Origin of the sequence: Halomonas sp. C22 (assembly GCF_007655045.1) — a bacterium.
Lineage (GTDB): Bacteria > Pseudomonadota > Gammaproteobacteria > Pseudomonadales > Halomonadaceae > Vreelandella > Vreelandella hamiltonii.
In genome coordinates this window covers 42,285-63,461 of the sequence record NZ_VBVC01000008.1, presented here as the reverse complement: position 1 = coordinate 63,461, position 21,177 = coordinate 42,285, and the positions used below count along the sequence as shown (strand labels likewise).

Below are 21,177 nucleotides of genomic sequence, written 5' to 3'. Positions count from 1 at the left end.
TTGCCTATAAGATACTTTTCGTAAAGAAATGTTATCAAAATAATGAGTAAAGTAATTTTCATATTGTTATTCTTTTTTTATCTAAAAGCCAAGTTATTGATTTATATTTTATAAATGAGTCATCTTCGAACGATTGGGCGGTAACCATAAAAATACGCTGGGTAAACATTCCATGTGCTTTAGCTGTGTTTCTGTTCAGCGTAAACTGAGGCTCCCTGTTTGGAGGTTTCGATATGTCGACGGGTACGACGCTTGTCCTGGCCAGTGGAAACGCAGGAAAACTTAAAGAGTTCAATCAGTTACTTGCCCCGCTTGGGCTCGATGTAAGAGCACAGGCAGAGTTTGGCGTGCAAGACGTGGAAGAAACCGGACTGACCTTCGTTGAGAATGCGCTGTTAAAAGCTCGTGAAGCCAGCCGAGTCAGCGGGTTACCTGCCCTGGCAGACGATTCGGGGCTGGAGGTGGATGCACTGCAAGGAGCACCAGGTATCTACTCTGCGCGTTATGCCGGTGAGCCGAAGAGTGACGAACGCAACAATCAGAAACTGCTGGCGGCGCTTGCCGACTGTGCGGAAGGCCAGCGCAGTGGCCGCTACTGGTGTGTGCTGGTCTATTTGCGTCATGCCGAAGACCCTGTCCCCGTCATCGTACAGCGCAGCTGGGAAGGCGAAATTCTGGCGCATCCCCGTGGGGATGGTGGGTTTGGTTACGATCCTCTGTTCTGGTTACCGGATCAAGGCATGAGCGTGGCTGAGCTGGCGTCAGAGTCCAAGAACCGGTTGAGCCACCGCGGGCGTGCGCTGCACGATCTCGTGGATATCCTGAAGGTGGCGCATGGCTGAGGCACTGCCGCCCCTGTCGCTTTACATCCACACCCCGTGGTGTGTTCGCAAGTGCCCTTATTGCGATTTCAACTCTCACGAGCCAGGCGCCCAGGGGCTTCCTGAAGAGGCGTATCTGGCTGCGCTATTGGCTGATCTGGAGCACGATCTTCCTCTGGCAGCCGAACGCCCTCTGCAAACGATCTTCATTGGCGGCGGGACGCCTAGCCTGCTCTCGCCGGACTTCTATCAGCGGCTGTTTCAGGGTATTCAGCAGCGTTTGGCGTTTGCACCGACCATCGAGATCACTCTGGAAGCCAATCCAGGTACGACCGAACAGCAGCGTTTCGTAGGTTACCGAGAGGCGGGTATCAACCGGCTGTCGCTGGGGGTACAGAGTTTTCGTCCGGCGCAGCTAGAGGCCCTGGGGCGCATCCATAGTGGGCAAGAGGCATTGACGGCCGTGGGGCAGGCCAGGTCGGCGGGCTTCGATAATATCAACATCGACTTGATGCATGGGCTTCCCCAGCAAACGCCTGAACAGGCCATGGAAGACATCGACCAGGCCTTGGCATTGGCGCCGGAACACCTCTCCTGGTACCAATTGACCCTGGAACCCAATACGGCTTTTTTCTCACATCCTCCTCCGTTACCGGAAGAGGAAGCGCTGTGGGACATTCAGGAAGCAGGGCATGTGCGCCTTGAACGGGCAGGGCTGCAGCGTTATGAAATATCGGCCTATGCGCGCCTCGGCTCACAAAGCCAGCACAATCTGAACTATTGGCGCTTCGGCGACTATCTGGGCATTGGAGCGGGTGCCCACGGCAAGTTGACGTGTATCGACGAGAATGGCCAATGGCAGATCGAACGCCGCTGGAAAACCCGCCAGCCTCAGTCTTATTTGAGGCGTCTCGACGATCCACGTGGTTTCGTGGCCGGCAAACAGCCGATCGAAGCCGATGAGCTGCCGCTGGAATTTGCCATGAATGCACTGCGATTGACGGAAGGGGCAAGCCTGAAGACATGGCAAGCGCATACGGGCCAGCCTGTCGAACTGTTACTTGACCGTTTACAAATCGCTCACGAAAAAGGACTTTTGGTGGAAATGCCCGAAAAGCTGCGTGCTTCTCCTCAAGGTCTATTATTCTTGAACGAACTGCTGGCACTGATCAGTGATGAGTGAGCAGTGATAACAAAGGCAAAACCTAATCGTAAAAGGAGTGAGTGATGCGTATGTTCCGACTACTGACCCCGTTGGCGGCGGCTATTCTGGTGGCGGGCTGTGCCACCACCGACCCTTATGGTGGTCAAACACAACGCTCCAGTACAGCGGTGGGTACGGGCATTGGGGCAGCCATTGGTGCCGCAGCGGGTGCCTTGTCTGGTGATGGAAGCACTAGCCGTCGTGACCGAGCGTTGATCGGGGCAGCGGTTGGCGCCGCCGCCGGTGCTGGGGTCGGGGCCTACATGGACCGCCAGGAGCAGCAGCTGCGTGAAAACCTGCAGGGGTCTCGTATCGAGATCGACCGTCGCGGCGACGACATCGTCTTGAACATGCCCAGCAGTGTGACCTTTGGTTTCGACTCTGCTGACCTGACCAGCGACGCACGCAGTGCACTCAATGAAGTGGCCAATGTGTTGACCCAGTACACGGATACCCGCGTCAACATTGCTGGGCACACCGACAGCACGGGCAACGCGGATTACAACCAGCGGCTTTCCGAGCGCCGTGCCGAATCGGTAGGTCGTTACCTGGGGCAGAATGGCGTTTCCTCCATGCGTCTGAACACCTTGGGTTACGGTGCGACTCGGCCGGTTGCCAGCAATGACTCCGAACAGGGGCGTGCACAAAACCGTCGTGTCGAAATCACGCTGACGCCGACAGGCAATGGCCAATAAGCCGTAAAAACTCTGCATTGCTCTAGAACGCCCGCTATGCTCACATAGCGGGCGTTCTGTTTATATAGGCATCCTCATGCTGTCATACCAACACGCCTACCATGCCGGTAACTTCGCCGATGTTCAGAAGCATCTGACGCTCTATGCCGTCATCGACCATTTGTTACGTAAAAAATCAGCAATTACATATGTGGATACCCATGCGGGCAGAGGCTTCTATCCGCTGGCTACCGAAGAGACACAGCGGTTGCTGGAGTATCGTGAGGGCGTTTTACCGCTCTGGCAGCATCGCCAGCAGTTGGCAGATCCGCTGCTAGGCGCCTGGCTCGAGTCCGTGGCCAGTGCCCAGCCAGACGCTGATACACTGGCCTGCTATCCGGGTTCTCCCTGGTGGCTCGCCCAGCGTCTGCGCTCAGAGGATCGGCTGATCCTGTTCGAACTGCATCCCGGTGAGCACGAACATCTCGCCAGCCAGTCGCTGCCCAAGCGGGCGACGCGTATCTTCGGCGATGGGTTGGTCGGCCTGCGCCATCAGGTACCGGCATCGACCCCCAGGGTGTGTGTGTTGATGGATCCCAGCTACGAGCGCAAGATCGAGTACCACGAAGTGGTGGAAAGCACGGCCTACGTGCTCGAGAAAGCCAGGCATGCCGTGGTGATGATCTGGTATCCGTTATTACCTGCCGAACACCATCAAGCGCTGCTGGCAGGCCTGCGTGACAGCGGAATTCGCAAAATCTGGCAAAGCGAACTGCTGCTACGTGCCCCTGAAGCGGGTGCCCGCGGCATGTACGGAAGCGGCATGCTGGTCGTCAACCCCCCCTGGGGGCTGGAGGAGCGTCTGATCAATGCCATGTCACAGATAACACCGACGCTGGGCGAGCACAGCCGCTTCCGTACGTCCTGGTTGGTCCCGGAGTAAAGGTGGAGGAGTAGTCGAGTCTACTTGCCGATACAGAAGCTGCCAAAGATCTCTCCAAGCAGGTCGTCGGCGCTGAACTCCCCGGTAATCTCTCCCAGTGCCTGCTGGGCATCGCGCAGATCTTCGGCCAGCAGCTCTCCTGCACCGTAGCCTTCCAGCTGAGCGCGCCCTGCTTCCAGTGCGGCCATGGCACGGTCCAGGGCATCCAGATGGCGGCGGCGCGCCGAGAAACGACCTTCGGTAGTGGCGGAAAAGCCCATCACCTCTTTCAAATGGGATTTCAAGTTATCCACACCTGCCCCCGTTTTGGCCGAGAGCCTGACGATAGGAGTGCCTGTGGGTAACTCAGATGCTTCGAGCCCTGGCGCTTCGGCGCTGCTGTCGATCTTGTTGCGCACCAGGGTCAATCGCTGCTGGTCCGGCAGGCGGGCCACGAACTCGGGCCAGATGGCCATGGGGTCCGTTGCCTGGGTAAGCGAGGCATCGACCAGCAGCAGTACGCGATCGGCTTTCTCGATCTCTTCCCAGGCCCGGGCAACGCCAATTTTTTCTACCGCGTCCGGCGTATCGCGCAGGCCAGCGGTGTCGATAATATGCAGTGGCATGCCGTCCAGGTGGATGTATTCACGCAGCACGTCGCGGGTGGTGCCCGCAATGTCCGTGACGATGGCCGTGTCCTGCTCGGTCAGCGCATTGAGCAGGCTGGACTTGCCCGCATTGGGGCGCCCTGCAATCACCACGCTCATGCCTTCACGCAGCAAGGCGCCTTGGCCTGCGGCCTGGCGCACACGCACCAGTGCCTGCTGCACCTGCTCAAGATGCGTTGCCACGTGGCCATCGGCAAGAAAGTCGATCTCTTCTTCGGGGAAGTCGATGGCGGCCTCAACATAGACACGCAGCTCGATCAACTGCTGAACCAGCCCAGAAACGCGCTGTGAAAACTCGCCTTGCAGCGAGCGAAGGGCATTTTCGGCAGCCGAGCGTGAGCTGGCATCGATCAGGTCGGCAATCGCCTCGGCCTGGGCCAGGTCCAGCTTGTCATTCAAGAACGCGCGTTCGGAGAACTCGCCAGGCCGAGCCAGGCGGGCGCCCAGGGCGAGGCAGCGCTCCAGCAGCATATCCATGATCACGGGGCCACCGTGCCCCTGCAGCTCCAGCACGTCCTCCCCGGTAAAGGAGTTAGGCCCGGCAAACAGTAGCGCAATGCCTTCGTCGATAATGCCTTGAGCGCCGTTGAAGGGGCCGTAATAGGCATGACGCGGGGGAGGGCATTGCCCCAGTATGGCCTGAGCGATATGGCGGCTTTCCGGGCCAGATACGCGGATGATGCCAACGCCGCCGCGCCCCGGGGGGGTGGCCAGGGCGGTAATCGTGTCTTGGGTATAGAGTCGTTCAGCCATAACGCGTCCTGGAGATCCAAAAAGAAAGTGTATCGTGTATGCAGCGGAAGAAAAGGGCAGGCCTGAAACGCCAGACCCCCGCTTTAGCGGGGGTCTGGTGAAGAACGGGATGAGAGGCTACTTGGTGCGCATCCCTTTGCCCACATTGGGGTCTTTCTCGATATTGCGGGTAATCACGTACTGCTGGGCTACCGAGATGATGTTGTTCACCACCCAGTAGATGACCAGACCCGCCGGGAACCACAGGAAGAAGAACGTGAAGATAATGGGCAACATCTTCATGATCTTGGCCTGCATGGGGTCCGGAGGCGTCGGGTTGAGCAGCTGCTGAACGTACATCGATACACCCATCAGGATGGGCAGAATGAAGTACGGATCTTTCACCGACAGATCCTGGATCCACAGCATGAACGGCGCATGGCGAAGTTCAACGGATTCCAGCAGCATCCAGTACAGCGCGATGAAGACCGGCATCTGGATGAGGATCGGCAAGCAGCCACCCAGCGGGTTGATCTTCTCTTTCTGGTAGAACTTCATCATCTCTTGAGACATTTTCTGGCGGTCATCGCCATAAAGCTCTTTGAGACGCTGCATCTCCGGCCCGAGCTTGCGCATCCGAGCCATGGACTTGTAGGCCTTGGCTGAAAGCGGGAATAGCGCGAGCTTGACCAGCACGGTCAGCAGAACGATGGACCAGCCCCAGTTGCCGACTACGTCATGAATCTTGTCGAGCAGCCAGAACAGCGGATTGGCAATGAACCACAGCCAGCCGTAGTCCACGGTCAGACGCAGATTCGGTGCCACCTGCTCCAGGTACTCCTGGACCTTGGGCCCCATGTAGAGGGTAGCCCCCAGAGTGGCTTCGCCTTCGGCGGCCACGCTGGTCACCGGCCCTGCAAAGGCGGCAACGTTGCGGTTGCTGGAGTCGGTGGTTGCGTAATACAGGTTCTGCTGATTCTGAGCAGGTGCCCAGGCAGAGACGAAATAGTGCTGAATGATGGCTACCCAGCCACCTTGGGCCTCACGGTTCTCGAACCGACCGCGCTGGATATCATCGAAATCGACTTTTTCGTAGCGGGTATCGGGTGACGAGTAGGCAGCGCCCAGATAAGAGCTCATGCCCATGGCGACGCCACTGGAGGGGTCCGGGCTGTTATCGCGAGCCAGTTGGCCAATGAAACGGGCACTGACAGGTTCATCAGTGTTGTTGGCCAGGTAATAGCTGACATTGACCGCATAGCTGCCGCGCTCGAAGGTCAGGCGCTTGATCACGTCAACGCCGTTGACTTCTGCCGTCAGGTCGACGGTGAGCTCTTGCTCGTCGTTACCCAGACGGTATTCGGTGTTTTCAGGCGTAAACGTGATGCGACTTGCCTGGCCATCCAGCTGCAGGCCAGAGCGTGCTACGTAGCTGCGCGTGGCGTTATCCGACAGCAACACGTAGTTGCGTTCAGAGTCCAGCGTCAGCTTGTGCTGTGGCAGAGCGGCATACACGATATCCCCACCAAAGGGGTCGATGCGTACGTCCAGCACATCGGTAGTGACTGCGATGAAGTCACGACTGGCGGTCGAACTTGGCGAGTCGCTCATGCCTTCATCGATGGCGGCCTGAGGTGCGGAAGTACTGGGAACGGAAAAATCGTCGCTGCCGCCTTCACTCGCAGGTGCCCCATTGCTTGTCTGGGTCATTTCGGGAGTGGAGTCGTAGCTGGTCTGCCCGTAATCCTGATTCCACTGTACAACCAGTAGGTAGGCAAGCACTGCCAGTGGAATCAGTAATAAAAGTCGTTTTACGTCCATGAGGGTTCTGCCCGATGGGTGGTGAACATGCTAATGGCGCAGTGTCATTTGCTCGGCCCATGACACACGAAAGCCTGCCAAGCGGCAGGCCGAGGTCGAGCGGCGAGGTGTGTCGTCAAGTGTCACGTGTCAGGCCATGTGATGGCGGAGATGTCGATACCGCCGGAACCTCGCGCTGGAGTCGTTTCCACATGCCATGCAATTGGCGAGTCAGCGTCTCGTTGTCGATCTCCTGAACGCCTCGCTTGGCCATGATCACGATATCCACAGCGGGCAAGCGATCCTGACGAAGGCGAACGGATTCTCTAACCAGGCGCTTGAAGCGGTTACGTTCCACAGCAAGCTTCACATTTTTCTTGCTGACTATCAGGCCAATGCGGGGGTGCCCCAGAGTATTCAAGCGCGCTAGCGCCATCATGCCCTTGCCATGGACTTTCAAGTCGGCTTGTTCGAACACGTGACTGAAATCCCCAGCGTTCAGCAATCGCAAGCACCGGGGAAAGCCTTGAGGCGACACACGCAATCCGAGATCAGGCGCTCAGACGCTTGCGGCCTTTGGCACGGCGGCGTGCGATGACGGCACGGCCGTTCTTGGTTGCCATACGAGCACGGAAGCCATGCGCGCGCTTGCGCTTGAGAACGCTGGGTTGAAAAGTGCGTTTCATAACTCGTTATTCCCACGTGGTTTAGGACGGAAATTGAATTCCAGATGACCCGGTCCAGTGAGGAACCAGCCGGGGAGTTTCAATTCAAGACCGGAAATTGTAGAGACTTCCTGGCCTCGGTGCAATTTTTCCTTGCATGAAAAGCGTGAAAAGGGCAATGGCGGCCCACGATGCCCTGTCAGTCTGACGAACGTCGATGACACTACTATTACTAATGGGTTTACTTAAACCTGTTGTTATTAATAGTGGGGATACTAATTGTGGATAACTCATTTATCCCTATCTTTATCAAAACCTTAAAATGATAAAAAATCTGTGGGTAACTGGCTGTGAAGTAGCGTAAAAGCTGTGATTTATGTGTGATTAACGCAGCACAACTCGGCAATTTGCGGTTTTGTACCCATGCCGTCCGCTGTTTTTCCTAAGCTCTCATGGTCATTTGTCCACAGGCGGAAAAGAGCCCCGAGTGCGTGTGGATAACCGTTTCGTTGGGCGCTACAATGGTCGGCCGTTTTCAACCGATGGTGAGATGAGTGTCACTCGCGCTTTGGCAACAGTGCCTGGACTACCTGCAGGACGAACTGAATTCGCAACAGTTCAATACCTGGATACGTCCACTGCAGGCAGAAGAAGGAGAGTCCAACGAGCTTCGCTTGTTGGCGCCGAACCGCTTTGTGCGCGATTGGGTGAGCGATAAATATGCGAAGCGAATCAGTGAACTGATGCGCGAGCTTGCTCCTTCCAAACCTCCCAAGGTCAGCTTGACCGTGGGTAGTCGTCGCACCTCGGCACCTGCGCCACAGCCTAGAGAGCTGGGTAATCCCGTCTCCGCATCGCCTGCTCAGGCGCCTGCTCCCGCCGTCCATACTCCGCCCCGCGGTGAAGTGGGCGATGAGCGTGAAATCGAGCAGTTGCGCGAAGAGTCGGGCGCCGGCCGACGCGGCAACGAGCGCCAGGTACAGGTAGAAGGTAGCCTGAAGCACAGCAGCGGCCTGAATCCCAACTTCACCTTTGATACCTTCGTGGAAGGTAAATCGAACCAGTTGGCGCGTGCGGCCTCTCGGCAGGTATCCGAAAATCCGGGTGGGGCCTATAACCCGCTGTTCCTCTACGGCGGGGTAGGCCTGGGTAAAACCCACTTGATGCATGCCGTGGGCAATGCCCTGGCAGGTAGGCGGGAAAATGCCCGAGTGGTGTATCTGCACTCCGAGCGCTTCGTGGCGGATATGGTGAAGGCGCTTCAGCTCAACGCCATCAATGACTTCAAGCGTTTTTATCGCAGTGTCGACGCCTTGTTGATCGATGATATTCAATTCTTTGCTGGCAAGGAGCGCTCCCAGGAGGAGTTTTTCCATACCTTCAACGCCCTGTTGGAAGGTGGCCAGCAGATGATCCTGACCTCGGATCGCTACCCCAAAGAGATCAGTGGCGTCGAAGAACGTTTGAAGTCGCGGTTCGGTTGGGGCTTGACGGTAGCCATCGAGCCGCCTGAGCTGGAGACGCGGGTCGCGATCCTGATGAAGAAAGCCGACCAGGCCAAGGTCGAGTTACCGCATGATGCAGCCTTCTTCATCGCTCAGAAAATACGTTCCAACGTGCGGGAGCTGGAAGGTGCGCTCAAAAAGGTCATTGCCGACTCCCACTTCATGGGCAAGCCGATCACCCAGGACTTCATCCGTGAGTCTTTGAAAGACCTGTTGGCCCTTCAAGACAAGCAGGTGGGGGTGGATAATATTCAGCGCACGGTGGCTGAGTATTACAAGATCAAGGTGGCGGACCTGCTCTCCAAGCGACGCTCTCGTTCGGTGGCGCGCCCTCGGCAGGTGGCCATGGCGCTGGCCAAGGAGTTGACCAATCACAGCCTGCCGGAAATTGGTGATGCCTTTGGTGGGCGAGACCATACGACGGTATTGCACGCTTGTCGTAAAGTGAAGGCGTTGCAGGAAGAGAGCGCAGATATTCGCGAGGACTACAAGAACCTCCTGCGCCTGCTGACCAGTTAACCCATTATGTCGGCCTGCTGCGGTGGGCCTTTCAGGATAGAAAACCGGAGTTTCGATGAAATTTACCATTTCCCGAGAGGCGCTGCTTCGCCCGCTGACTCTGGTGGCGGGGGTCGTAGAACGGCGCCAAACGCTACCTGTGTTGTCGAACGTCTTGATCCAGGTCGAAGGTGATCAGGTAGCGCTGACCGGTACCGACCTGGAAGTCGAATTGGTGGGGCGCACGGTGGCCAGCCAGGTGGACCAGCCAGGCGCAGCAACGGTACCTGCGCGCAAGCTGATGGATATCTGCAAGTCATTGCCGGATCAGTCGGATATTCAACTGGCTGTGGAGGACGGGCGCGCTGTATTACGTAGTGGTCGTTCGCGCTTTACACTTTCTACACTTCCGGTTGCCGAGTTTCCCAACATCGAAGATGCGGATGGTAGCCAGGAACTGAGCGTACCGCGCGGTACATTGAAGCACTTGATCGAGTCGACATCCTTCGCCATGGCCCAGCAGGACGTGCGCTACTACCTGAATGGCATGCTGCTGGAGATTCAGAGCAATCTGCTGCGCACGGTGGCCACCGATGGGCATCGGCTGGCCATGTGCTCACGTCCGGTAGAAGTGGCCGTCAGCCAGGCGCAGAAACTGATCGTGCCGCGCAAGGGTATTCTGGAGCTGTCTCGCTTGCTTGACGACAGTGACGAGCCCGTAAGCCTGACGCTGGGTGCGACCCATGTGCGTGCTCACACGGGCGACTTTACGTTCACGTCCAAGCTGATTGACGGCAAATTCCCGGACTACGAGCGTGTCGTGCCGCGCAATGGCGACAAGGTGCTGATTGCCGAGCGCGCGGAGTTGCGTCAGGTGCTGTCGCGGACCGCCATTCTCTCCAACGAGAAGTACCGTGGCGTACGTCTCTATCTGGAAGAGGGCAACCTCAAGGTCATGGCCAATAACCCGGAACAGGAAGAGGCCGAGGAGAACGTCGCTGTCGAATACAATGGCAGTGCCATGGAAGTCGGCTTCAACGTTGGCTATCTGGTAGACGTGCTTTCCGTGTTGGATGAAGACCGCGTTCAGATGACGTTGGCCGACCCCAACAGCAGTGCGCTGTTGGAAGAGCCAGGTGGCGGTGATGCGCTGTACGTCGTCATGCCCATGCGTCTATAAACGGCAGCAGGACGTTATCTATGACGGCGCTTCTGGCTTCAGAAGCGCCGTTTTCACGTGTGCTGGACGGCAATCAATGGTCTTGAAGAGTGACATCGACGCATGAGCATCAATGAGCTTACTTTCCACGGCCTGCGTAACCTGGCCCCCACCACCTTGCAGCCATCGCCGCGCATCAATGTGCTGCACGGCGATAATGGCAGTGGCAAGACCAGCGTTCTGGAAGGTATTCATGTGCTGGGTATGGGGCGCTCCTTTCGAACCCGTCAGCTCAAGCATGCCATACAGACGGAAGCCCCATATATGACTCTGTATGGCCGTTTGGCGGGTGACCCTGAGGTTACCCTGGGGGTCAGGCGGTTACGCACTCAGCGCGAGCTGGAGCTGCGTTTGAGGGGGGAGAAGGGGGTGCGCTTGGCCGAGCTCGTGGAGGCGATGCCCCTGCAGCTCATCAATCCCGATGCCTTCAGATTGCTGGAGGGCTCTCCTGCCGGGCGTAGAGAGTTTCTCGACTGGGGTGTGTTTCACGTGAAACATCATTTCCTGGATGCCTGGCGAAGAACGCGCCGAGCAGTGAAACATCGGAATGCCCTTCTCAGGCGTGGTAGAATGGTGGCCAGTGAGCTGGTTGTTTGGGAGCAAGAGCTTGCACAGTGGGGCGAAGAGATGGATCGGCTTCGCCTTGAGTGGTTTAGCCAGTTCTTGCCCATGTTCGAAGAAACGCTGCATAAATTGCTGCCGCTACCTGGCCTGACGCTGCGCTATGCCCGAGGGTGGGATAAGCAGCGCTCTCTGGCAGAAGTGCTGAGGGATAGCCGAGAGACGGATCAGCAGATGGGGTTTACCCAGCAGGGCCCTCAGAGAGCAGATTTACGTATTCGATTGAACAAGCAGCCAGCCGTCGAGGTGCTTTCCAGAGGCCAGCAGAAATTGGTCGTCAGTGCGCTGAAGCTGGCTCAGGGGCGGCTTCTGGAAAGTACCACGCAGCGGCACTGTATCTATCTGATTGATGATTTACCTGCGGAGCTGGATGACAGGCACCGCCATCAATTTTGCCATTTACTGGAAGAAATGCAGTGTCAGGCTTTTATTACCAGCGTTGAAGCCACGGCTCTAAGGAATAGTTGGCAAGCCAGTACGGACATAAAAATGTTTCACGTGAAACATTCCCCGGCTGGATGGAGTCAATTGGAGACGGATGGCTAAACGACACGGAACGAGACAGACTTCACGACGGAGTGGTCAATGAGCGAGCAGGCTTACGATTCATCAAGCATCAAGGTGCTCAAAGGACTGGACGCAGTACGCAAGCGTCCGGGCATGTACATCGGTGATACCGACGATGGCACCGGGCTGCACCACATGGTTTTCGAGCTGGTGGATAACTCCATCGATGAAGCTCTGGCAGGCCACTGCAGTGAAATTCGCGTCGTCATCCACCCGGATGAATCGATCACCGTGAGTGATAACGGCCGCGGTATTCCGACTGAACTGCATGAAGGCGAAGGCGTTTCGGCAGCTGAGGTCATCATGACCGTGCTGCACGCAGGCGGCAAGTTCGATGACAACTCCTACAAGGTGTCTGGCGGGCTGCACGGGGTAGGTGTCTCGGTGGTTAACGCGCTTTCAGAAGAGCTGCGTCTCACCATCTGGCGGCAAGGCGAAGTATTCGAGCAGATCTATCACCACGGCGTGCCGCAGGCTCCCCTTGGTGTCGTGGGCAAAACTGAAAAAAGCGGTACACGTGTACATTTTCGTCCGTCTCCTGCCACGTTCGCCAATATCGAGTTTCACTACGATATTTTGGCCAAGCGGCTACGTGAACTCTCCTTCCTGAACTCCGGCGTTGCAATTCGCCTGATGGATGAGCGTAGTGGCAAGGAGGAGCTTTTCCATTACGAGGGCGGCTTGAAAGCCTTTGTTGATCATCTCAACAAGAACAAGACCGTTCTCAACCCGGTTTTCCACTTCAATGCGGAGCGGGAAGATGGGGTGGAAGTCGAAGTAGCCATGCAGTGGAGTGATGCGTTTACAGAAAACATCTTCTGCTACACCAACAACATTCCCCAGCGGGATGGTGGTACTCACTTGGCAGGGTTTCGGGCAGCGCTCACACGGACATTGAACCATTACATCGAAGCCGAAAATCTGCTCAAGAAATCGAAGGTCAATACCTCCGGTGATGACGCTCGTGAAGGTTTGACGGCCATCATTTCGGTGAAGGTACCGGACCCTAAATTCTCCTCGCAGACCAAGGATAAGCTGGTTTCTTCCGAAGTGAAAACGGCGGTAGAGCAGGAGATGGGGCGTCTGTTCGCAGAATACCTGATCGAAAAGCCCAATGAAGCCAAGTCGATCGTCAACAAGATGATCGACGCGGCGCGAGCCCGTGAAGCCGCCCGTAAAGCGCGTGACATGACGCGTCGTAAGGGGGCTCTGGACATTGCTGGCTTGCCCGGCAAGCTGGCTGATTGTCAGGAGAAAGACCCCAGCCAGTCAGAACTTTACCTGGTGGAGGGTGACTCGGCCGGCGGCAGTGCCAAGCAGGGTCGTGACCGTCGTACCCAGGCCATCCTGCCATTGAAGGGCAAGATTCTAAACGTCGAGAAGGCACGCTTCGACAAGATGCTCTCTTCCGCCGAGGTAGGCACGCTGATCACGGCATTGGGATGTGGTATCGGCCGCGAAGAGTTCAACCCCGACAAGCTGCGCTATCACTCGGTCATCATCATGACGGATGCCGATGTGGATGGTTCGCATATCCGTACGCTGCTGCTGACGTTCTTCTTCCGCCAGATGCCCGAGCTGATCGAGCGGGGCCATATCTTCATCGCGCAGCCACCGTTGTACAAGATCAAGCGTGGCAAGCAGGAGCTCTACCTGAAAGACGAGCAGGCCATGGTGGACTACCTGACCACGACGGCACTGGATGGTGCAGGGCTCCATGTGAATGCCGATGCACCGGGCATCGCAGGCTCGCAGCTCGAGGCCCTGGTGAATCAGTACCGCAATGTCATGAAGCGGATTGATCGCCTGGCACGTGTTTACCCCATTGAGGTATTGAAGCAGGCAGTACATGCCATTGCACTGCAAGGGGAAGCCAGCCTCAAAGATCGCGGTACCATGCAGAACTGGATTGCCGAGCTTCAGAAAGCCATGGATGACAAAGTGGCGTATGAGGGCGGCCCGCGTTATCAGTTCCATCTTCAGGAAGACACCGAGCGTGGTCTGCACCTTCCCGCAGTGTCACTGATTGCTCATGGCGTGACGACCGATTATGTGTGGGGTCTGGATTTCTTCGAGAGTGCCGACTACCGTGCGATTGCAGGGCTTGGGCAAACGCTTAACGGCCTGTTGGAAGAGGGCGCCTACATTGCCCGTGGCGAGCGTCAGAAGCCGGTCAGCCACTTCTCTGATGTGTTGGCTTGGTTGATGCAGGAAGGCCAACGTGGCTTGTCAGTACAACGCTATAAAGGGCTAGGGGAGATGAACCCTGACCAGCTCTGGGAAACCACCATGGACCCCGATAGTCGCCGCATGCTGCGCGTGACCATTGAAGATGCCGTTGCTGCTGACATGATGTTCAACACGCTGATGGGCGACGAAGTGGAGCCTCGCCGAGACTTTATCGAAACCAACGCTCTGGTGGCCAACCTCGACGTATAAGGCTGACCTTCACCAGCTATTGGCCATTGATGAAAAATGTTTCACGTGAAACATTGAATCAAAAAGCCGCAGTGGGCATATGCGCCACTGCGGCTTTTTTATGGGAATTTATGTGAAGAACTGTCCCGCGTGATCAGGCTTGGCGCTTTACAACCGTTTAGCGATTTCGCTCGCGCGAATCTAGTGTTCCGGCTAACAACTGTTCAACGAATTCGGCAAGGTCACTGACGACCAGAGTGTTCTCCAAGCCCACACCTTTGGCTAGCGTTCTCGCACCTTTGCCTGTCTTTACCAGCACGCTTTGGCAACCTGCCGCCTCTCCGGCCTGCAGATCTCGCAGGCTGTCACCTACCATCCAGCTGCCCTCCAGGTGATCCAGGCCAAGTGCCTGCTGTATTTGCGTCAGTAGGCCGGGCAACGGTTTTCGGCAGGGGCAGTCATCTTGCGGGCCATGGGGGCAATATGCGATGTGCGCAATATGGCCACCTTCGGCTTCTACCAGGCTGCTCATTCTATGATGCATGGCTGCCAGGGTGGCTTCATCGTAATAGCCCCGTGCAATACCTGATTGGTTGGTGGCCACGGCTACCGTAAAACCAGCCTGTGAAAGCCGCGCGATGGCCGTGATGGAAGCAGGGTAGGGCACCCACTCCGCCAGGGACTTGATGTAGTCATCCGAGTCATGATTGATGACGCCATCTCGGTCAAGTATCACGAGCCGTTCTGGCATCAGAGAAGTCGTCGAGGGCATGAAAGTCCTATTTGCTGCGTAGGTGCTGATTCAGTAGCGCCAAGGCGTGCAGGGTATGGGCAATCTTTTTGCCATCGCTGCCAAAGCGCTGGAAAGGAATTTTCTGGAGGCGTTGCAGGCGCGGCAAGGTCGCCAGAAAGCGTTCGCGTACATCGTCGCGGGTGGCCTGCAGGCCGTCCATCAGGGCTGCGGTCAGGCGTTCACGATGAAGAGGTCGTTTGCTCAGCTTGCCATAGAGAGAAAAGATGAAACAGTGCCAATCGCGCACCATGCAGTCGGTGAGTTCATGTACCTGGCCTGGGTCCGTTTCGAAATCGATGAAAACGACTCCATCTTTGTTGACCAGGATGTTGCGTGCAAAGGCCTCGCTAAGATAGCAGCTGCGTTCATGAACATCATTGAGCGCTGAAATCCCAAGGTTTAACAGTTGGTCGATTTCATCTGGTGTTTGCGCCTGGGTCAATTTCTCCAGCAGCGTGGCTGCGGGTTCCTCCGCGCTGCCTGCATCGGCCAGCAATAGGGCGTCAGGGGTTTCTGCCAGAATGGTCGGTACGGCGATACCAGCGGCAGACAATGCTTTGATACGACTGGCTTCCAGCGCCACGCTCTCTTGGCCGCCCAGATTGGGCACCGGCTTGAGCGCTTCGATGTTCAGCCACCGCGCCATCAAGGTCAGTGGCAGGTAAGCCAGCCGTGAGTTACGTTTGGCGGCTTTTTTCAGCCAGACCTTGCGTCCTGCCATCTGGTAAGACGCCATGTTGGACTGCTGCTGAGGCAAGGTGTCGAAAAGAAACATATCGTACATGGCCAACTCCCTTGGCGACGTGAGTGCATAGCCGCCAGGTATGTCAGACGCAGCGGCAATTGAAATGTTTCATTAATTTTACCTTGATGTTTCACGTGAAACAAAAGCTTCGTCAAGCACGAAGAAATAAAAAGCCCGGCCACCTGGGCCGGGCTGCAAGCGTTTCTGACGTGAGGCGCTTACTGGGGTAGCTGAGAAATATCCGCGACTTCCAGGAAAAGCGCCTGCAGGCTGGCGAGCAGAGCAAGGCGATTGCGACGCACGGCCTCGTCATCGGCCATGACCATGACCTGATCGAAGAACGTATCGACCGGCTCACGCAGCGTTGCCAAGGTGTCCAGGGCCTGCTGGTACTCACCGGCGGCAAATAGCGGAGCTACCTGCTGCTGGCAGTGGATGACGGCCTCCGCCAGTGTCTGCTCGGCGCTCTCTTGAAGCAGAGAGGTATCGACTTGCGTGCTGCCATCGTGCGCCTGCTTGCTCAGGATATTGGAGACACGCTTGTTGGCAGCCGCCAGAGCGGTGGCTTCCTCACGCTGGGCAAAGGCTTTGACGGCACGTAACCGACGCGCAAAATCCAGCGGCTTGCTGACGGGACGAGCACGCACGGCCAGGTACATCTCGGCGGTAATGCCTTCGTCCTGCCCCCAAGCGCGGAAGCGGTCGAGCATGTAGGTCAGCACTTCCTCTACCAGTCCTTCGGCTTTGGGCAGTTGCTGGTGCTGGTCAACGGCGACCTGCAGCAGTTCACGCAAGTCGAGGTTCAGCTCGCCTTTTACCAGGATATTCAGCACACCAATGGACGCGCGGCGCAGGGCAAAGGGGTCCTTGGCGCCCGTGGGGCGCTGGCCGATGCCGAAGATGCCCACCAGCGTATCAAGGCGGTCTGCCAGGGCCAGTGCTTGGCCAGTCAGACTGGCGGGGATGGCGTCGCTGGCAAAGCGCGGAAGGTACTGTTCTTCCAGTGCCTGGGCTACTTCGGCAGGCTCGCCATCCTGCTCGGCGTAGTAGCGGCCCATGATGCCTTGCAGCTCGGGGAACTCGAGTACCATCTCAGTGACCAGGTCGCATTTGGCCAGTGCCACGGCACGCTGAGCGTGGGCAACATCACCCTGGATGCGCTCGGCGATGAAGGTAGCAATGGCCGTGCTGCGGCGTGCCTTGTCTGCCAGCGTGCCGAGCTGCTGCTGAAACACGACGCTTTCCAGCTGAGGAATGCGCGATGCCAGCGTTTTTTTGCGGTCGGTATCGTAGAAGAACGCAGCATCCGCGAGGCGAGGTCGGATGACCTTCTCATTGCCGGCAATGACCTGGTCAGGGTCCTGGCTTTCGATGTTGGAAATGGTAATGAACAGCGGCTTGAGCTTGCCGTGGTCATCCAGCAAGTGGAAGTATTTCTGGTTGGCCTTCATGGAGGAGATCAGGCACTCGGCGGGCACGTCCAAAAAGCGCTCATCGAAGCTGCCGGTCAATGCCACGGGCCACTCGACCAAACCGCTGACCTCGACCAGCAGGTCTTCATCGATGACCGCATTGGCTTCCTGAACTTCTGCCTCGGCCAGCACCTGCTCACGAATACGCTCGCGGCGCTGCTGACGGTCGGCCAGCACGTAGGCGTTTTCCAGTACTGCCAGATAATCGTCGGCGTGTTCGAGCTGGATCGCATCCGGGGCGTGGAAGCGATGACCGTAGGTGGTGCGGCTGGCCTGCAGGCCTAGTGCTTCTGCGGCAATCACTTCCTTGCCATAAAGGGCGACCAACCAGTGTACCGGGCGGGAGAACTCCACACGAGACGCGCCCCAGCGCATGTTCTTGGGCACCGGCAGCGACTGAAGCGTCTTGCGAATCATCTCTGGCAGTAGTGCTTGGACACTCTCGCCTTGCTGCTGCTCCTGGAAGCCCAGCCAGGTGCCTTTGTCGGTTTCCAGGTGAATCAGCTCATCCACGCTGACGCCACAGGAGCGCGCAAAGCCTTCGGCGGCCTTGGTGGGCACGCCATCCTTGAATGCGGCGGCCAGCGCGGGACCACGGCGCTCCACTTCACGATCCGGCTGCTTGTCGGCCAATCCCGATACCTGGACGGCCAAACGACGCGGTGTTGCATAGGCAGTGACGGACTGAAACGGAACCTCTGCTTCCTGCAGACCTTTTTCAATACCCGCAGCAAACGCATCAGAGAGCGCGTCCAGGGCGGTAGGCGGCAGCTCCTCGGCACCCAGTTCCAGTAAAAGCGTATCAACGGCCATCATGCGTCTCCTTGGTCGGCTAGCAGTTCGCGGCGCAGGGCCTCGGGCGCCATGGGGAACCCTGCTGCTTTGCGTGATTCGAAGTAGGCGGTCGCCACGTCACGGGCCATGGTGCGCACACGCAGGATGAAGCGTTGACGTTCGGTGACCGAGATGGCGTGGCGCGCATCCAGCAGGTTGAAAGTGTGCGACGCCTTGAGCACTTGCTCGTAGGCGGGTAGCGGCAGGCTGGCGGCCAGCAGTTTGCTGCACTCTTTTTCCTGATGGTCGAAGGCAGCAAAGAGCTGGTCGACGTCGGCGTGCTCGAAGTTGTAGGCTGACTGCTCCCGCTCGTTTTGCAGGTAAACATCGCCGTAGCTGACCTTGCTGCCGTCCGGCGCAATGGCCCAGACCAGATCGTAAACGCTATCGACGTTTTGCAGGTACATGGCGATACGCTCGAGGCCGTAGGTCAGCTCGCCGGTGACGGGGTAGCACTCGATGCCGCCCGCCTGCTGGAAGTAGGTGAACTGGGTGACTTCCATGCCGTTTAGCCATACTTCCCAGCCCAGGCCCCAGGCCCCGAGCGTGGGGGATTCCCAGTTGTCTTCCACGAAGCGAACGTCGTGAACCAGCGGGTCGAGGCCCAGGCGCTTCAGTGATCCCAGGTACAGGTCCTGCAGATTGCTGGGGGAGGGCTTCATTACCACCTGAAACTGGTAGTAGTGCTGCAGGCGATTGGGATTTTCGCCGTAGCGGCCGTCGGTGGGGCGGCGGGAAGGCTGCACATAGGCAGCGTTCCAGGTTTCGGGGCCAATCGCCCGCAGGAAGGTGGCGGGGTGGAAGGTGCCCGCGCCGACTTCCATATCGAGGGGCTGGAGAATCACACAGCCCTGTTCTGCCCAGTACTGTTGCAGAGCAAGGATCAAGCCTTGAAAGGTCGACACATCGGGTGTCGATTGGTTTGTCGAGACACTCATCGCGGAAAGCACCGTTGGCCATGAATTCATAAGCCGTCAAGTATACAATTACAGGCAGATGGGTTATAGGCACGTTAGCAAAACAGCCGCTTTTGATAAGGAGAACGAGATGATCGTGGTAACAGGCGGCGCCGGGTTTATCGGCGCCAATATTGTCAAAGCGCTAAATGCTCGTGGCCGTGACGATGTGATGGTGGTCGACGACCTGCGCGATGGCACCAAATTCGTCAACCTGGCGGACTGCACGCTCGCCGACTACCTGGACAAGGATGATTTCATTGCCCGGGTGAAAGCCGCGCTGCGCGGTGAAACGGTGGACCTGCCGACCATCGATGCGATTTTCCATGAGGGTGCCTGCTCGGATACCACGGAGTGGGACGGCCACTACATGATGGAGAACAACTTCGAGTACTCCAAGGTGCTGCTCAACTACTGTGAGAAGCTGGGCATTCCGTTTCTGTACGCCTCGTCAGCGGCCACCTACGGCGGCAGCGACGTGTTCAAGGAAGCCCCTGAGCACGAGAAACCGCTCAACGTCTATGGCTACTCCAAACTGCTGTTCGATCAGCACGTGCGTTCGCGCTGGAACGAGCTGACTACCCAGGTAGTAGGTTTCCGTTATTTCAACGTCTACGGCCCTCGAGAGCAGCACAAGGGCAAGATGGCTAGCGTGGCGTACCACAACCATCTCCAGATCCGTAACGGCGAAACGCTGAAACTGTTCGGTGCCTACGGCGGCTATGAGGCGGGCATGCAGAGTCGCGATTTTGTCTACGTTGGCGATGTGGTCGACGTGAACCTCTGGTTCCTGGACAACCCCAGCGCGTCGGGCATCTTCAACCTGGGTACGGGCCGTGCCGAACCTTTCAAGGCGATTGGTGAAGCGGTGATCGATTTCTATGGTCAGGGCGAAATCGACTATATCCCGTTCCCCCAGGAGCTGAAGGGGCGCTACCAGAGCTATACCCGTGCGGACATCGGCCACCTGCGTGCAGCGGGATGTGATGTCGAGTTCAAGACGGTGGCTCAGGGGGTCAAGGCCTATCTGGAGTGGCTGAATGGCTGACTCTGCCAAGCGACTGCTGGTGGTCGGCCCTTCCTGGGTCGGCGATATGGTCATGGCGCAAAGCCTGTTCATGACCTTGAAGGCGCGCACCCCAGGGGCCACGCTGGGCGTGGTGGCCCCGGCCTGGTCGCAGCCGATTCTCGAGCGCATGCCCGAAGTCGATGAGGTGTTGCCACTGGAGGTCGGCCATGGTGAATTTGGCCTGGCGAGTCGGCGGGAGCTGGCCGCTCGGTTGCGGGGCCGCTTTGACCGCGCCATTGTGCTGCCGCGCTCCTGGAAGGCGGCGCTGGTGCCTTTCATGGCACGGATCCCTGAGCGGGTAGGGTTCCTGGGGGAGCATCGCTACGGGCTGCTGAAAGAGCGCCGCAAGCTGGATAAACAGGTGCTGGATCAGACCGTCAAGCGCTTTGTCTCGCTGGGGCTTCCTGCCTCTGAAGCGCAAACTGGCCAGTTTGCCATTCCCAAGCCCAGGCTCACCATTGACCGTGACAACCTGGTGAATCTGCGGTTGAGCCACGCGCTCTCTTCCCGCCCCGCAATCGGCATGATGCCAGGCGCTGAGTATGGGCCGGCCAAGCAATGGCCATTGGCCTATTTTCATCAGTTGGCGGCAAAACTGGTCAAAGACGGCTTTGAGGTGCGCGTGCTGGGGGGAGCAAAAGACCGTGAGGCGGGGCAGGCGATCGTGAAGGGGCTGTCGCATGCACACAACCTGTGCGGGAAAACCCAGCTGGCCGACGCCGTCGATCTGTTGGCCGACTGCCGTCAGGTGGTCACTAATGACTCTGGCCTGATGCACGTGGCGGCAGCGGTCGGAGTGCGTATTCAGGCGCTATATGGTTCGTCGTCTCCTGCCTATACGCCGCCTCTCACCGAACAGGCGTCCATTCACTACCTGGGGCTCTCCTGCTCGCCATGCTTCGCGCGAGTGTGCCCGCTGGGGCATACCAACTGTCTCAACGATTTGCCCGTCGAGCGCGTCTATCAGTCGATCTGCGCCGACCTGCCGTGAGGG

The 21,177-nt window shown here is 57.8% G+C and carries 18 protein-coding genes; 10 read left to right on the top strand and 8 right to left on the bottom strand.

Going from position 1 to position 21,177, the window contains the following annotated elements:
- The first annotated feature begins 233 nt into the window (after nt 1-233).
- The 4 genes from rdgB to FEU76_RS14570 all read left to right on the top strand — a co-directional run bounded on the left by rdgB (nt 234) and on the right by FEU76_RS14570 (nt 3,642).
- Entirely contained in the window at nt 234-842 is a 609-nt protein-coding gene (rdgB, locus tag FEU76_RS14585) for an RdgB/HAM1 family non-canonical purine NTP pyrophosphatase (RefSeq protein ID WP_026001914.1), read from the top strand.
- Nucleotides 835-2,004 carry a radical SAM family heme chaperone HemW gene (hemW, locus tag FEU76_RS14580; RefSeq protein ID WP_039179088.1) on the top strand — a complete coding sequence of 390 codons (1,170 nt, stop codon included), beginning with the start codon at nt 835-837 and terminating at the stop codon, nt 2,002-2,004. Before rdgB ends, hemW begins: the two co-directional genes overlap by 8 nt.
- A 44-nt stretch (nt 2,005-2,048) precedes the next feature.
- Nucleotides 2,049-2,720 (top strand): OmpA family protein, encoded by a 672-nt coding sequence (locus FEU76_RS14575; protein ID WP_039179089.1) that lies wholly within the window; start codon nt 2,049-2,051, stop codon nt 2,718-2,720.
- A gap of 76 nt (nt 2,721-2,796) precedes the next feature.
- Nucleotides 2,797-3,642, top strand: a complete 846-nt coding sequence (locus FEU76_RS14570; RefSeq protein WP_144983951.1) for a 23S rRNA (adenine(2030)-N(6))-methyltransferase RlmJ — start codon at nt 2,797-2,799, stop codon at nt 3,640-3,642.
- A gap of 20 nt (nt 3,643-3,662) precedes the next feature.
- Here FEU76_RS14570 and mnmE read toward each other — a convergent pair whose 3' ends face one another.
- The 4 genes from mnmE to rpmH form a co-directional block, all read right to left on the bottom strand.
- On the bottom strand, nt 3,663-5,042 hold the full coding sequence (gene mnmE, locus FEU76_RS14565) for a tRNA uridine-5-carboxymethylaminomethyl(34) synthesis GTPase MnmE (protein WP_144983948.1): 1,380 nt from the start codon (nt 5,040-5,042) through the stop codon (nt 3,663-3,665).
- A gap of 117 nt (nt 5,043-5,159) precedes the next feature.
- Complete coding sequence (gene yidC, locus FEU76_RS14560; protein ID WP_144983945.1) at nt 5,160-6,842, bottom strand: membrane protein insertase YidC; 1,683 nt, start codon at nt 6,840-6,842, stop codon at nt 5,160-5,162.
- A gap of 115 nt (nt 6,843-6,957) precedes the next feature.
- On the bottom strand, nt 6,958-7,359 hold the full coding sequence (rnpA, locus tag FEU76_RS14555) for a ribonuclease P protein component (RefSeq protein WP_144983942.1): 402 nt from the start codon (nt 7,357-7,359) through the stop codon (nt 6,958-6,960).
- 13 nt (nt 7,360-7,372) lie between these two features.
- Nucleotides 7,373-7,507 (bottom strand): 50S ribosomal protein L34, encoded by a 135-nt coding sequence (gene rpmH / locus FEU76_RS14550; protein ID WP_009723348.1) that lies wholly within the window; start codon nt 7,505-7,507, stop codon nt 7,373-7,375.
- A 533-nt stretch (nt 7,508-8,040) separates the two neighbouring features.
- On the opposite strand from rpmH, the gene dnaA reads away from it, so the two are divergent.
- The 4 genes from dnaA to gyrB all read left to right on the top strand — a co-directional run bounded on the left by dnaA (nt 8,041) and on the right by gyrB (nt 14,335).
- Nucleotides 8,041-9,510, top strand: coding sequence for a chromosomal replication initiator protein DnaA (gene dnaA / locus FEU76_RS14545; RefSeq protein WP_039179107.1), 1,470 nt, complete (start codon nt 8,041-8,043; stop codon nt 9,508-9,510).
- Between the two features lie 55 nt (nt 9,511-9,565).
- Nucleotides 9,566-10,669, top strand: coding sequence for a DNA polymerase III subunit beta (gene dnaN / locus FEU76_RS14540; RefSeq protein ID WP_016915609.1), 1,104 nt, complete (start codon nt 9,566-9,568; stop codon nt 10,667-10,669).
- Nucleotides 10,670-10,771: 102 nt separating this feature from the next.
- The gene (gene recF / locus FEU76_RS14535; protein WP_096921738.1) at nt 10,772-11,875 is read left to right on the top strand and encodes a DNA replication/repair protein RecF; all 1,104 of its coding nucleotides are present in this window, start codon (nt 10,772-10,774) and stop codon (nt 11,873-11,875) included.
- Nucleotides 11,876-11,914: 39 nt separating this feature from the next.
- The gene (gene gyrB, locus FEU76_RS14530; RefSeq protein ID WP_096921737.1) at nt 11,915-14,335 is read left to right on the top strand and encodes a DNA topoisomerase (ATP-hydrolyzing) subunit B; all 2,421 of its coding nucleotides are present in this window, start codon (nt 11,915-11,917) and stop codon (nt 14,333-14,335) included.
- 157 nt (nt 14,336-14,492) lie between these two features.
- Here the strand turns inward: gyrB and gmhB are convergent, their stop codons facing one another.
- From gmhB to glyQ, 4 genes are all read right to left on the bottom strand, one after another.
- Entirely contained in the window at nt 14,493-15,086 is a 594-nt protein-coding gene (gmhB, locus tag FEU76_RS14525) for a D-glycero-beta-D-manno-heptose 1,7-bisphosphate 7-phosphatase (protein WP_039179117.1), read from the bottom strand.
- A gap of 7 nt (nt 15,087-15,093) precedes the next feature.
- Entirely contained in the window at nt 15,094-15,891 is a 798-nt protein-coding gene (locus FEU76_RS14520; RefSeq protein WP_039179119.1) for a hypothetical protein, read from the bottom strand.
- A 179-nt stretch (nt 15,892-16,070) separates the two neighbouring features.
- A complete protein-coding gene (glyS, locus tag FEU76_RS14515; RefSeq protein WP_039179121.1) occupies nt 16,071-18,137 on the bottom strand; it encodes a glycine--tRNA ligase subunit beta in 2,067 nt (688 codons plus the stop codon).
- Nucleotides 18,137-19,096, bottom strand: coding sequence for a glycine--tRNA ligase subunit alpha (gene glyQ / locus FEU76_RS14510; RefSeq protein ID WP_026001915.1), 960 nt, complete (start codon nt 19,094-19,096; stop codon nt 18,137-18,139). Before glyQ ends, glyS begins: the two co-directional genes overlap by 1 nt.
- 109 nt (nt 19,097-19,205) lie before the next feature.
- Between glyQ and rfaD the strand changes: the two genes are divergently transcribed.
- Nucleotides 19,206-20,162 carry an ADP-glyceromanno-heptose 6-epimerase gene (gene rfaD / locus FEU76_RS14505; RefSeq protein ID WP_016915616.1) on the top strand — a complete coding sequence of 319 codons (957 nt, stop codon included), beginning with the start codon at nt 19,206-19,208 and terminating at the stop codon, nt 20,160-20,162.
- Entirely contained in the window at nt 20,155-21,174 is a 1,020-nt protein-coding gene (gene waaF / locus FEU76_RS14500; protein ID WP_039179124.1) for a lipopolysaccharide heptosyltransferase II, read from the top strand. The genes rfaD and waaF overlap by 8 nt, the downstream gene beginning before the upstream one ends.
- The last annotated feature ends 3 nt before the right edge of the window (nt 21,175-21,177 follow it).